Here is a 13,263-nt window from a genome sequence, read left to right as displayed (position 1 = left end):
CCCCGGGTTCCTTCCCCGTCCCCTCCCCACGCGCGAGGTCGGCACGGACCCTGGCACTCGCCCGGTCCGCCTCGGCCGCTGCCGCGAGGGAGTCCCCCAGCAGGGCGTTGTCCCGCGGCAGGGGCGTCCTCCCCGAGCGCAGGTGGGCCGCCACGAAGGTGAGGACGACTGCGACCAGGAAGTAGGCCAGGAGGACCAGCAGGCAGTTGCGCACCGCATGGGTCGCGCCCGAGCCCGCCAGCATCTCGCGGAAGGCGAGCTGCGTGTAGGACATCGGCAGCCACGGGTGGATCCACTGGAAGAACCTCGGGGCCGTCTCGATCGGGAAGGTCGCGCCCATCGACGTGATCTGCAGGCACAGGAAGGCGATGGAGACGAAACGACCACGGTAGGCGAGGGTCGCGACGAACATCTGGTTCAGTGCCACGAACGTCAGCGAGCTCGCGATCGCGAGGAGGACCAGACCGCCGACATCGACTGCGTGGAGCCCCACCGACCAGTTCGTGACGACCATCAGGACCACGGCCTGGGCGACTCCGAGGATCGTGGCGGTGACGGCGGGACGCAGGGGTGCCATCCACCAGCGCTCAGTGGGGCTGGGGCGACGGTCGAGGGCCGGGAGCACCAGGAAGATCGCGATGCCGCCGACCCACAGGGCCAGTGACATGAACATCGGGGTGAAGCCGGCACCGTTGTTGGCCACGGCGTTCTCCCGCACAGGCTCCACGGAGACGGGCTTGGAGATCACCGACGCGATGTGGGAGGAGTCCTGGTCCGAGTAGTCGGGGATCCGGTCCACCCCGTCGCTGAGACCGTCGGAGAGCTTCGTGATCCCGGTCATCAGGGCGGTGCTGCCGTCGGCAGCCTTCCGGGCGCCCCCGTCGAGGGTCCCCAGACCCGTGGCAAGTTCGCCGGTCCTGGTGGCCAGCGTCGTGGTGCCGTCGCTGAGCTCGCGCAGCCCCACGGTGAGGGTGTCCGCCCCGTCGGCGGCCTCCGAGGCGCCCGAGGCGAGGCTCGAGGCCCCGGAGCGCAACGCCGGTGAGGTGGCGGAGAGCTGTTGGGCGCCCGTGCTGAGACCGGATGCCCCGTCGCGGAGCGCAGACGAGTTGGACGACAGGGTGGACAGGCCCGAGTTGAGAGTGGCAGTGCCGCCGACCAGCTGCGTGGCGTCCGTGGCTCCTGTGCGCAGCGTCTGGGACTGGGAGGACAGGGTATTGAGCACGCCCGCCAGCGTCCCGCCGGATCCCGTCGGCGGATCGTAGACGTCCGTCGCAGTGCCCACCCGACCTGCAAGTGTCTGTGCCCCCGCATTGAGGGCAGGGACGCTCTCGGCCGAGGAACTGTCATTGGCGGCCTGCATCTGTGCTGCAAGAGGGGTGACGCCCTTGTCCTCGACGGCTCGGGCCAACTGCCCGACCCCGCTGGCCGCCTGCTTGAGCGGGTCCGCCTGGGCGAGCAGGCTCTGCCCGCCAGTGTACGCGGCCGTCAACTGGGCGCAGGTCTCACCATTCGGTTCAGCCGCGCAGACCGTGTCCATCTGGGCCTTGACAGCTCCGATCGTCGCGTCCACATAGGCGGTCGTACCTCCCGTGTAGTCGCTGACCCCCTTGACCAGGCCAGTCGGACCGGAGGCGGTGTCGGCACTCCCTGCACTCGCCACGAGAGTTGCCATGGCAGTGGTCAGTGGGGTCGACCCGTTGACCGAGCTCGGATCCACAGCTGATGCCCCTGGTTCACCGATCGCCGCCGCCGCAGTGTCAATCGTGGCCGCCAGCTTCTGCGTTCCGGTCGCGAGGGCATTCACACCGGTCACCAGCGAGGGTGCCAATCCCTGGCCCTCGACGACGTCCGCGCGCAGTTGGTCCACACCTGCCGTGTACTGTTCCACGCCGGCGTCCAGGTCCGTCAGCCCCTGTGCGCCACTGGCGAGCTGCTGCGCCCCGGCTGCCGCGGAGTCGACGCCGCTCGTGTAGCTGTCCAGGCCCGTGGCGAGGACACCGGCCCCTGCAGCGGCCTGGTCGACCCCGGCGGTGTACCTGTCGACACCGTTGCTGAGGGAGGAGGCACCGGAACTGAGGCGGCCCACCCCGCTGGCGAGGGCGGAGCCGCCCGAGGCCGCCTTCGAGGCGCCCTGTGCGGCCGACTGCGCCCCGGAGGCGAGCTGGCCGGCCCCGGAGGCCGCGGTCTCCGTCCCCGTCGCCAGGGAGTCGAGCCCTGACTGGAGGGTGTCCGCGCCGTCGGAGAGCTGCTCCGCGCCCGACTCGGCGTCCTCCATTCCGGTGCGGATCGTGCCGATGGACAGGAGGATGTTGTCCGTGTACTCCTGCGCCCCCTTGGCGGTCAGCTCGTCCTCGAGGTTGACGGCGACCGTCTTGGCGAGGGTTCCGGCCAGGTAGTTGATCCCGTCGTCGGTGCGCAGCTCGAGCTGCTGCTGCGCCGCCCCGGCGGAGTCCGCGGTGGCGACCCTGGTCGTGGAGGCGGTGAAGTCGGCGGGGATGGTGAGGATCGCGCGGATCTTCTCGTCCTTCATGTCCTGCGCGGCCTGCTCCGCAGTCATGGAGTGCCAGGTGAACCCGACGTCCTGCCCGTCCTGGGGATCGGTGAGGCGCTGCTCCAGCTCGTCACCCAGTGCGAAGTGCCGGGTCTTCCCCGTGGCCAGCTCCACGTCGGCCGCGACGTCCTCGTTCACGACCGCCGCCTGGATCGTGTACACGCGGTTGGTGGGGTTCTGGTAGGCCGAGGTCAGCAGGCCCGCGTACATCAGGGGGATCACCGCGATGGCGATGACGACGATGACGTTCGCCAGGGTCGAGCCGGTCAACTTCTTCACGTCTGTGTCCTTCGGGACGAGTTCTTCGGACCCCGGCCTGCCTGCGGGCAGCCTCGATACAGGTCTGTACTCTCTTGGTCGACGCTGACGATACAGAGGTGTATCTTCTGGTGCAACAACACGGATACACTCGTGTATCCGACGTCACGTACCACTCCGCGACCGCCCGGACCCCGAAGGGGCGCGGGACGATGTGGGGACATGACCGTCGACCACGGGCACGAGGGGGAGCCACCGATGGGAAGAGGACCGACAGTGGCGCCAGCCGCCGGGGAGGGCGGGGAGCGTCGCGGCGACAGCGCACAGCGCCAGTCCGCCAGACGCGCGGCCGTGCGACGTCTCGCCCACCTCCCGACCAGCGAACGGCGTGCCGAGACGCAGCGCAGGCTGCTCGAGGCCGGGCGACGTGTCATCGCCGAGAACGGCGTGGGTGGGGCCTCGGTGGGTCTCATCACCGCCGAGGCGGGCTTCTCCCGCGGGGCCTTCTACTCGAACTTCTCCGACATGGACCACTTCGTCCAGCAGGTCGCCCAGCACGAGTGGGACTCCGTGCTCACCGCCATCGGCACCCGCCTGCGCGAGGAGATCGACTCCGCCCCGGATCCCGCCCCGCACCCCTCCCCCACCACCGACGAGGGCGGCGCCGCCCTCGTCGACGTCACTGCCGACGGGCAGGGCCCACCCGCAGCGGGAACGGGCCGGTCAGGACCGGGAGCGCAGCGCCCCGGAACGGAGGGCCCGGGATCAGAGGGCACCGAAGAGGTGGGACCCGCGCCCACCGGACCCGGCGCCAGCCGCGCGGCCGCGAACGGGAGCACCGCGTCCGCAGCCTGGGTGGCGGAGAACCTTCTGCAGACGACCCGCCCCCTCCTCGGCCACTCCGGACGGGACTCGACCGGTGCCCTGCGCGCCGGGGCCGGGACACACCCGGATGGGCGGAGCGACTACGTCGGCCAACTGACCGTCTTCTCCCACGCCCTCCTGGCGGCGATCCCCCGCGACCGCGAGTTCTACCTGCTCTGGTCCTCGCTGGCCAACCTCATGGTCCGCTTCCCCGAGGAGTCGGCCCACCTGCGCGAGTCCTTCCTCGACTTCCGCGACGGGATGGCCGCCTACATCGTCGAGGCCCTCGACACCCTGGACCTCGAGCCGCGCATCGGGGCACGCGACCTGGCGGACCTGGTCATCGCGATCGGCGCGCGCTCGACCCGCAACCGGCTCATCGACCCCGCCGGCGACGGGGACGAGCTGCTCGAACGTGTGCTGCCCGTGCTGCTGCCCGGCCTGGCGGGACCCCGGCAGGACTGAGCACCCGACCCGGGGCGGGAACCCGGGAACCGGAACGTGCGGTGGACACCGGCGGGAGCCGGGGCGGGTCAGGCCAGGCGCGCCTGGAGGTTCTCGTCCAGGGCGGAGAGGAACTCCTCGGTGGTCAGCCACTCCTGGTCCGGCCCGATGAGCAGGGCGAGGTCCTTGGTCATCTTCCCCGACTCCACGGTCTTGATGACCACGTCCTCCAGGGTCCGGGCGAAGTCCACGACCTCCGGTGTGCCGTCCAGGGTGCCGCGGTGCTGGAGTCCGCGCGTCCACGCGAAGATGGAGGCGATCGGGTTCGTCGAGGTGGGCTTGCCGGCCTGGTGCTGACGGTAGTGGCGGGTGACGGTGCCGTGGGCGGCCTCGGCCTCCACGACCTTCCCGTCTGGGGTGGACAGCACCGAGGTCATGAGGCCGAGCGACCCGAAGCCCTGGGCGACGGTGTCGGACTGGACGTCCCCGTCGTAGTTCTTGCAGGCCCAGACGTACCCACCCTCCCACTTCATGGCGGAGGCGACCATGTCGTCGATGAGGCGGTGCTCGTAGGTGAGGCCCGCGGCGTCGAAACGGTCCTTGAACTCGGTCTCGTAGACCTCCTGGAAGATGTCCTTGAAGCGCCCGTCATAGGCCTTGAGGATCGTGTTCTTCGTGGAGAGGTAGACCGGGTAGTTGCGCTTCAGCCCGTAGTTCAGGGAGGCGCGCGCGAAGTCCCGGATGGAGGCGTCGAGGTTGTACTGCACCTGGGCCACGCCGTCACCGGGGGCCTGGTAGACCTCGAACTTCAGGGGCTCGGAGCCGTCCTCGGGCGTGAACTGGACGGTGAGCGTGCCCGCACCCTCGAAGCGGAAGTCAGTGGCGCGGTACTGGTCGCCGAAGGCGTGGCGCCCGATGATGATCGGCTTGTTCCACCCGGGCACCAGGCGGGGGATGTTGGAGATGATGATCGGCTCGCGGAAGATCACCCCGCCCAGGATGTTGCGGATCGTCCCGTTGGGGCTCTTCCACATCTTCTTGAGGCCGAACTCCTTGACGCGGGCCTCGTCGGGGGTGATGGTCGCGCACTTGACCCCCACGCCGTGCTCCTGGATGGCATGGGCGGCGTCGATGGTCACCTGGTCGTCGGTGGCGTCGCGGTTCTGGATGGACAGGTCGTAGTACAGCAGGTCGATGTCCAGGTAGGGATGGATCAGGCGGTCCTTGATGAACTGCCAGATGATCCGCGTCATCTCGTCACCGTCGAGCTCGACGACGGGCCCCTTGACCTTGATCTTCGACATGCTGCTCCTCCCGGTTGCGGGTCCGCGGCTCCGGGCCGCCGACCACCTGCACGCCCTCGTCCGCGAGGCGCCGCGCCCAGATTACTCGATGTCGAGATATCTGTCATCGCGCTCCGCGCTGCGGGACGCGCGAAGTTCCGACCACTTACGCAAGAAGTCTTGCGCAATGTTCCTTGCGCATCTATCGTCATGCCATGACCACCTCCCCACACCGAGCTCGCCGCGGGTCCCTCCTCCGCCAGCGCGACTACCTCGCCTGGCTCCTGGCCGACACGTCCTGGCAGTTCGGGAGCTCGATCCGCGCCTTCGCGATGACCCTCATCGCCTATGCGGTCACGGGGTCCTATGCCCAGGCCGGTGTGGTCGCCACGGCGACGATGGTGGCCGGGGTGGTCACCATCCTCCCCGGCGGTGTCCTGGTCGACCGCATCGATCGACGCACCTCGCTCGTGGTGTCCGGGCTGTTGCGCGCCGTCGTGTACACCGTCGCGGCGCTGGCCTGGTGGACACAAGTACTCACCCTCCCCGTCCTCATCGGCGTCGGGGTCGCCTCAGGGGTCGTCGGAGGACTGTTCGGCACCGCCTCGAACGCGGCGCTCAAGTCCGTGGTCGACCGCCCTGACCTGCCGCGGGCGATCGCCGCGAACCAGGGACGCGATGCCGCAGTCAGCCTCTCCGCGCCTCCCCTGTCGGGTCTGCTGATGGGGATCTCATACGCGCTGCCCTTCGCGGCGGCCGCCGTCGGCGCCCTGGTGCAGGTCCTCACCACCCGTCTGATCCGCGCCGACCTCAGGCCCGACGTCCACACCGCACCCTCACGGGGAACCACGTCGACGGACGGGGACCGGGCAGCGGGTCCGACCGCCCACGACGCAGGGACCGACAGCGACAGGACGACCGTGGAGGACGCGGCGACGGGGAACGATGCAGGTGCCCGCCACCTCCGACGCGTGCGGGAAGTGGTGCGCCGGAACCTGGGCGACATGTTCTCGGGCTTCAGGATCTTCGCCCGCAGTGCTCTCCTGCGACATCTGGTCCCTGCGATCGTGTGCATCAACATGGGGTTCAGCGCCCTCTACACGGGACTCACCCTGATCCTCCAGGGTCAGGGCGTGGCTCCCTGGCGGATCGGGCTCATCGACTCCGCGCTGGCCGCCGGCATGCTCGTGGGCGCCCTCGTCGCCCCGCGCCTCATCGCCGGGGTGCCCACGGGTCGCCTGACGCTGGTCCTCTTCCTCCTGGCGACGGCCTTCATGGTCCCGCTCGCCGTCGTGCACACACAGGGCGTCGTCCTGGCGAGCTTCGCCCTGGTCGGCCTGCTCCTGCCCGCCCTCAACGGCGGGATGTCGGGGTACATGCAGAGCCTGATCCCCTCCGCGGAACAGGGGCGGACGATCGCTGCCGTCTCCCTGGCGAACGAGGGCGGAGTGGCGCTCGTTCCCGCGGTGGTCGGTGCGGGCCTGCAGTGGTTCGGTCCCGCCCCCACCATGCTGGCGACGATCGCCGTCTTCGTCCTGTCCTCCGTGTTCATCGTGACCAATGCGGAGCTGCGGGCCCTTCCCACGCCCGACCGGTGGGACCTTCCTGAGGAGGGCGCAGCACCCGTGGGGACCCCGGGACCGGAGGGGGTCCCGGCACCGGGGATGTCCCCGGCAACCTGAGGGGTCCGGCCCTCCGAAGACCCTCTCGCACCCCAGGGCGGAGGGACTCCGGGCTTCGGGGCGGCACCCGGCAACGAGGAGCTCCCCGTTTCGGGCGTGGGAGCCCCCCCGGCCTGCGGATAGGCTGGAGCAGACGTCCACCATGACACCGTGGTGGGCCCACCCGGGAATGAGGAGGTCGCGTGGACGACAGTGGTCGCCGGGACCCGGATTCCGGCGTGTCCGGCGGAGTGCCCCGTTCGGACACGCCGGGCGTGGTGGACGATGACTCCCGGGAGGAGGCTGCCCCGTGGAGTCCGCCCCACCTGCCACCTGAGCAGACACTGGAGATCCTCAAGGTCATCGCTCATCCCATCCGCCTCAAGATCGTGCGGCTCCTCTCGCTGGGCGAGGCCATGCGTGTCTCCGACGTCGCCCGGGAGGTCGAGGAGCCCGCGAATTCCGTCTCCTACCACCTGCGCCAGCTGGCCCGGGCAGGGATCGTGCGGAAGGTCGAAGCGCCGGCATCGCACGATGCACGTGAGACCTGGTGGCAGGTGCCCGACTGGCAGGGTCTCTACGTCGACAGCGATGAGTTGAGGTCGATCCCTGGAGGTCCCGCTGCCCTGTCGGCACTGAGCGCAGTGATGAGCGCCGATGTCGCACAGGTCTTCTCCGTCGATGCCGATGGGGCACCCGGTTGGCCCGGTCTCCAGAGCGATCTGGGCCTGCGGCTCACACATGGTGAAGCCGAGGAGCTGATTGACCGCATCTCCGAGCTCGTCGGGCGCGCACTCGTGGCGTCGCGCGGACACGCTGCTTCCGACGACCCCGGCACGCACCGGTATGACGTGCGCCTCCTCCTCCGTGCGCGACCCGACAAGGGATCCGCCGAGGGCACCCGGACCTGAGGAAGAGAGGCTCGTCTCCCTCCCCGGGCCGGTGCGTCCCCAGTCGCCAGGGGACAACCTCTGGAGACAGGGGGCGGACCTCATGCCCCGAACAGAGCGGACTTCGCCGGGGGGAGGGTCAGGTGAGGCCCATGGTGGCGGTCCAGGGGGACAGGAGCCAGACCACCACGCCCAACCCCGCGTAGAAGGCGACGTCCAACCACCGGTGACGGCTGGCGAACCAGGGACGTCCCGGCCACACCGCCCGCAGCGCCGCCAGGGCGAGGAGACCGACAACCAGCACGATGACCGCGCGGTGGGGGTGGTTCGTGAGGATCAGCCCCACGGTCGCCGCCATGCACGCGACGACGCCCGCCAGGCTCGCCCCTCCGGCGAAACCCAGCGGGCGACCCAGATCGTCCCTGTCGTTCATCGGCAACACACTACCCGCAATGCCGGTCGTGTCCGCTCCCCTCCCCCGCGGGTCGGGGACGCACGAGGGCCCCGCACCCGGAGGTGCGGGGCCCTGCAGTGCGCGGTGCGCCCAGCTCACTCGGCGTCGGGGAGGATCCCGAGGTGTGAGTAGGCGGCCGGCGGGTTGTCGAGACGGTCGCGGTCGATGACCGCGCGCGCGTCCAGGGCCACCGCACCGTCGGGGTTCGCGAGGACCGGGTTGATCTCGATCTCGGTGATCTCCGGGTGCTCGACGACCAGGCGCGAGAAGCGCTGGACCATCGTCACCAGGGAGTCCAGGTCCGCCCCGGACATCCCGCGGTAGCCCTCCAGGAGCGGCCAGATCCGCAGCGACTCGAGCATCGTGCGGGCCAGGTCCTTGTCGACCGGGGCCAGCTCGAGGGCCTTGTCCTTCGTGATCTCGGCGGTCACACCACCGGCGGCGAGCATGATGACCGCACCGAAGGTCGCGTCCTGGTTGGCGCCCATGATGAGCTCCTGGCCGTTCTTCTCGACCATGTGCTGCACGTTGACGCCCTCGATGCGGGCCTCGGGCCGCGCGGCCCTGGCACGGTCGAGGATCGCCTGGAACGCCTCGCGCACCTGCTCGGCATCCTCCAGGCCGACGACGACGCCGCCGACATCGGTCTTGTGGGTGATGTCGGGGGAGGCGATCTTCAGCACGATCGGGTACCCGAAGGAGTCCGCGAGCTCCACGGCCTCGTCGGCGGTGTGGGCGAGCTCGTCGACGGCCACCGTCAGGCCGTAGGCCTGGAAAAGACGCTTGGAGGGACGCTCGGGGAGGATGCCGGTGTCGGGGACGTCGGCGATGATCGCGGCCGCGGTCTCGCGGTCGGGGGTGAAGCCGTCATCCGTGGGGGAGCCGAGGAGCGAGGGCACGGGGGCCGCAGCCTCCACGACGTTCATGAACGCGTTGACCGCGTCCTCGGGGTACTCGAAGGTCGGCACACCGGCCGCCGTCAGGCGCTCGATGGCCAACGCGTTGGTCTCCCCGCCGCCCATCCAGGTGGCCAGGACGGGCTTCTCGGTGGTGGCGGCCGCGGCGATCACCGCGTCGGCCACGCCGAGGATGTCGGTCATGGACTGGGGGGTGAGGATGACGAGCAGGCCGTCGGCGTTGGGGTCCTGGACGGCGCGCTTGATGGCCTCCTCGTACCGGGAGGCGGAGGCGTCACCGAGGACGTCGATCGGGTTGGCGTGGGACCACGCGGCGGGGAGGACCTCGTTGAGGGCCTCGATGGTCTCCGGGGAGATCTCCACGAGGTGCCCGCCGCGCGCGGAGAGCGCGTCGACCGACATGACGCCGGGACCGCCGGCGTTGGTGACGATCGCCAGGGAGCTGCCGGTGGGGCGGCGCCCGGACGCCAGGAGCTCGATGGCGTGGTAGAGCTCGGAGATCTCGAGGACGCGCTTGGCGCCCACGCGACGGAAGGCGGCCTCGTAGACCGAGTCGGCGCCGGCCATGGCGCCGGTGTGGGACACGGCGGCCTTGGCGGAGGCGGCGAAGCGCCCGGCCTTGTAGACGAAGATCGGCTTCTTGGCGCTGAAGCGGCTGGCCGCGGCGGTGAACGCCTGGGGGTTGGAGATCGACTCGGCGTAGACGACCGCGCAGTCGGTCTCGTCGTCGTCGGCCAGGTAGTCCAGGACGTCGGCGACACCCACGTCGGCGATGTTGCCCAGCGTGACGATCTTCGAGAAGCCGATGCCCTTGCCGATCGCCCACTCGATGGCGGCGGCGGTGAGGGCGCCCGACTGGGAGACGAACGCGATCGAACCGGCGTCGGTCATGTGGGACGCGAAGGAGGCGTTGAGGTGGAGGCTGGGGACCTCCAGGCCGAGGCAGTTGGGGCCGAGGATCCGCATCCCGTGGGAGCGGGCCTCCGCCACGACCTCGTCCTCGAGGGCGCGTCCCTCGGCGCCGACCTCACGGAAGCCGGCTGCGAGGATGATCAGGCCCTTCGTGCCACGCTCACCGCACTGCTTGACGACCGAGGGCACGAACTTCGCGGGCACGCAGATGATGGCGAGGTCGGGGACCTCGGGGGTCTCGAGGACGCTGGGGTAGGCCTGCACGCCACCGATCGACTCGCGCTTGGGGTTGATCGGGTAGATGACACCCTCGAAGTTGCCCTCGAGGAGGTTGCGCACGACCATGTGCCCGAGGTTGGTGGGAGCGGAACCCGCGCCGACGACGGCAACGCGATGCGGCTTGAACAGGCAGTCGAGGGAACCCGCGCTCATCGGACCGTCACCCCCGTCCCTGCCATGCTCGTTGACGACTGGGGGGCCTGGGATGAGAGCACCACGTGTCTCCTTCGAATCTGTGGCACCGCACGGAGCGGGCCTTTGAGGTTTCTCCCGGAACGTTCTCTACGATAGAGCACCCCCACAGTGGGACAGGAGTCCCACTTAACGCTTTCTCGGTGATTCCAGTCACCCGTCGCCGGAGCCGCGGAATGTCCCTGTTCCCGCCACTCCTCCCCCCGCCCGACCGCCTGTGGCAGTGCCCACATCCCCCTGCCTCCCGCCTCCCTCCCACGGGGGGCGAGGGCCACACCCCGGCGACCGCCACCGCGGCCGGTCACGCGGCACGGCACAATGGGGACACCACAGAGAAGGAGCGCCGTGAACTTCCATTCCCTCTACGACCAGGGGTTCGCCCGCGTCGCCGCCGTGACACTCCCCGTCCACGCCGCCCAGCCCGCCCGCAACGCGGAGGAGGTCCTCGCCGCGGCCCGGGAGTGCTCCGATCGTGGCGTGGCGGTGGCGGTCTTCCCCGAGCTGTGCCTGAGCGGGTACGCGATCGACGACCTGCTGCTCCAGGACGTCCTGCTGGACGCTGTGCTCGACGGGCTCACGACCGTGGTGGAGGCCTCCCGCGACCTCCTGCCGCTCCTGGTCGTCGGCGCCCCCCTGCGCCACGGCAACCGCCTGTACAACTGTGCGGTGTTCGTCCACCGCGGACGCGTCCTCGCCGTCACACCCAAGCAGTACCTCCCCAACTACCGGGAGTTCTACGAGAAGCGTCACTTCGCGACCGTCGACGCATCCGTGCCCACCGTCATGGACGCGGCCCCCTGGATGGGAGGTGGGGAGAGGGGCGGGTCCTGGGGCGTCCCCTTCGGCACGGTATTGGTCGACGTCGTCGACGTGCCCGGTCTGTGCGTGAGTGCCGAGATCTGTGAGGACATGTGGGTCCCGGTCCCGCCCTCGTCACTGGCGACCCTGGCGGGCGCGACGGTCGTCCTGAACCTGTCGGCGTCCCCCGTCATGGTGGGCCGCGCGGAGGAGCGGCGCCTGCTGGTGCGCTCGGCGTCGGCGCGGACCAACTGCGCCTACGTGTACTGCGCGGCAGGACCGGGTGAGTCCACCACCGACCTCTCCTGGGACGGCCAGACCCTGGTCTACGAGATGGGCGACCTGCTGGCGGAGGGCGAGCGCTTCCCCTCGGGTCGCCGCGTGACCGTGGCAGACGTGGACCTGGACCGGCTGCGCCAGGAGCGCCAGCGCCAGGGCTCCTTCGAGGACAACGCCCGCACCGGGGACGCCCTCGGGGGCGCGGCTCCCGCGCGCCTGCCGATCCGCCTGGACCCCCCGCGCACCGACCTCGGTCTGGAGCGCGCCGTCGACCGATTCCCCTTCGTGCCCGACGACCCCCGCCGCCTCGCACAGGACTGCTACGAGGCCTACAACATCCAGGTCTCCGGCCTCGAGCAGCGCCTGCGCTCCATCGGCTCACCGAAGGTCGTCATCGGGGTCTCCGGCGGCCTGGACTCCACGCACGCCCTCATCGTGGCCGCCAAGGCGATGGACCGGCTGGGTCGCCCCCGTACCGACGTGCTGGCCTACACGCTGCCGGGCTTCGCGACCACGGCCCACACCAAGACCAACGCGACCGTGCTGTGCGAGCGCCTGGGCGTCTCCTTCGAGGAGATCGACATCACCCCGGCGGCCCGCCGGATGCTCGCCGACCTGCGGCACCCCTACGCCTCGGGCGCGGAGGACTACGACGTCACCTTCGAGAACGTCCAGGCGGGGCTGCGCACCGACTACCTCTTCCGCCTCGCCAACCACCTGGGTGGCATCGTCCTGGGCACCGGGGACCTCTCCGAGCTGGCACTGGGGTGGTGCACCTACGGGGTGGGTGACCAGATGAGCCACTACGCCGTCAACACGGGCGTGCCGAAGACCCTCATCCAGCACCTCATCCGCTGGGTGGTGGCCTCCGGCCAGTTCGAGGACGGGGTGGGCGAGGTCCTCCTGTCGATCCTGGACACCGAGATCACCCCGGAACTGGTGCCCACGCGCGAGGGCGAGACACCGCAGTCCACCGAGGCCTCCATCGGTCCCTACAACCTCCAGGACTTCACGCTCTACCACGTCCTGCGGCGCGGCTACCGACCCTCCAAGATCGCCTTCCTCGCGGAGAAGGCCTGGTCGGACGCAAGCGCGGGCGACTGGCCCGCAGGCTTCCCCGAGGACAAGCGCGTGGCCTACCCGCTGTCGGAGATCGTGCGCTGGGAGCGGCTGTTCCTGTGGCGCTTCTTCTCCAACCAGTTCAAGCGCAGCGCCATCCCCAACGGGCCGAAGGTCGTGGCGGGTGGATCCCTGTCACCGCGCGGCGACTGGCGCATGCCCTCCGACGCCTCGGCCACCGCGTGGGTCGCGGAGCTCGACGCCGCGGTCGCGGGGGTGCTCGGTGACGGTGGCGGGCACACCAGCGCGCACGGCAGCGCGCACGAGGGCGGGGCAGACGCCGGTGGGACCGGCGCCGGGTCGCCGGACACCAGCGACCCCGGCGTCCACGAGGGCGGGGCCGACGAGGGCGGGGCCGACGC

At 70.4% G+C, this 13,263-nt stretch carries 8 protein-coding genes; 4 read left to right on the top strand and 4 right to left on the bottom strand.

Annotated features, from left to right (window positions below; genetic code table 11):
• Window positions 1-2,830: YhgE/Pip domain-containing protein (locus tag TA90_RS09360; protein ID WP_043535933.1), on the bottom strand; the 2,830-nt coding region annotated here is incomplete at its 3' end.
• Between the two features lie 255 nt (window positions 2,831-3,085).
• Between TA90_RS09360 and TA90_RS15175 the strand changes: the two genes are divergently transcribed.
• Entirely contained in the window at window positions 3,086-4,138 is a 1,053-nt protein-coding gene (locus TA90_RS15175; RefSeq protein ID WP_052450716.1) for a TetR/AcrR family transcriptional regulator, read from the top strand.
• Between the two features lie 68 nt (window positions 4,139-4,206).
• On the opposite strand, the gene TA90_RS09350 is transcribed toward TA90_RS15175, so the two are convergent.
• On the bottom strand, window positions 4,207-5,421 hold the full coding sequence (locus TA90_RS09350; RefSeq protein WP_043535932.1) for an NADP-dependent isocitrate dehydrogenase: 1,215 nt from the start codon (window positions 5,419-5,421) through the stop codon (window positions 4,207-4,209).
• A gap of 194 nt (window positions 5,422-5,615) precedes the next feature.
• Here TA90_RS09350 and TA90_RS09345 point away from each other — a divergent pair, with 194 nt between their 5' ends.
• Both TA90_RS09345 and TA90_RS13310 read left to right on the top strand, forming a co-directional pair.
• Window positions 5,616-7,082 (top strand): MFS transporter, encoded by a 1,467-nt coding sequence (locus TA90_RS09345; RefSeq protein ID WP_074015371.1) that lies wholly within the window; start codon window positions 5,616-5,618, stop codon window positions 7,080-7,082.
• A gap of 182 nt (window positions 7,083-7,264) precedes the next feature.
• Complete coding sequence (locus TA90_RS13310) at window positions 7,265-7,972, top strand: ArsR/SmtB family transcription factor (RefSeq protein ID WP_052450715.1); 708 nt, start codon at window positions 7,265-7,267, stop codon at window positions 7,970-7,972.
• Window positions 7,973-8,090: 118 nt separating this feature from the next.
• Here the strand turns inward: TA90_RS13310 and TA90_RS09335 are convergent, their stop codons facing one another.
• Complete coding sequence (locus tag TA90_RS09335; protein ID WP_043535931.1) at window positions 8,091-8,384, bottom strand: DUF3017 domain-containing protein; 294 nt, start codon at window positions 8,382-8,384, stop codon at window positions 8,091-8,093.
• A gap of 116 nt (window positions 8,385-8,500) precedes the next feature.
• Entirely contained in the window at window positions 8,501-10,666 is a 2,166-nt protein-coding gene (locus TA90_RS09330; protein ID WP_052450714.1) for an acetate--CoA ligase family protein, read from the bottom strand.
• A 384-nt stretch (window positions 10,667-11,050) separates the two neighbouring features.
• On the opposite strand from TA90_RS09330, the gene TA90_RS09325 reads away from it, so the two are divergent.
• Window positions 11,051-13,263 (top strand): NAD(+) synthase (locus tag TA90_RS09325; RefSeq protein ID WP_147513442.1); only part of this gene is annotated, 2,213 nt, incomplete at its 3' end.

Source organism: Actinomyces polynesiensis (assembly GCF_000820725.1).
Classification (GTDB): domain Bacteria; phylum Actinomycetota; class Actinomycetes; order Actinomycetales; family Actinomycetaceae; genus Pauljensenia; species Pauljensenia polynesiensis.
The sequence above is the reverse complement of the archived record's forward strand: the minus strand, read 5'-3'. Positions and strand labels throughout refer to the sequence as shown.

Bases quoted from the DNA above. Each gene is read 5' to 3' on its own strand.
- TA90_RS09335 (WP_043535931.1), bottom strand. From the start codon at position 8,384: ATGAACGACAGGGACGATCTGGGTCGCCCGCTGGGTTTCGCCGGAGGG.
- TA90_RS09330 (WP_052450714.1), bottom strand. From the start codon at position 10,666: ATGAGCGCGGGTTCCCTCGACTGCCTGTTCAAGCCGCATCGCGTTGCC.
- TA90_RS09350 (WP_043535932.1), bottom strand. From the start codon at position 5,421: ATGTCGAAGATCAAGGTCAAGGGGCCCGTCGTCGAGCTCGACGGTGAC.
- TA90_RS09345 (WP_074015371.1), top strand. From the start codon at position 5,616: ATGACCACCTCCCCACACCGAGCTCGCCGCGGGTCCCTCCTCCGCCAG.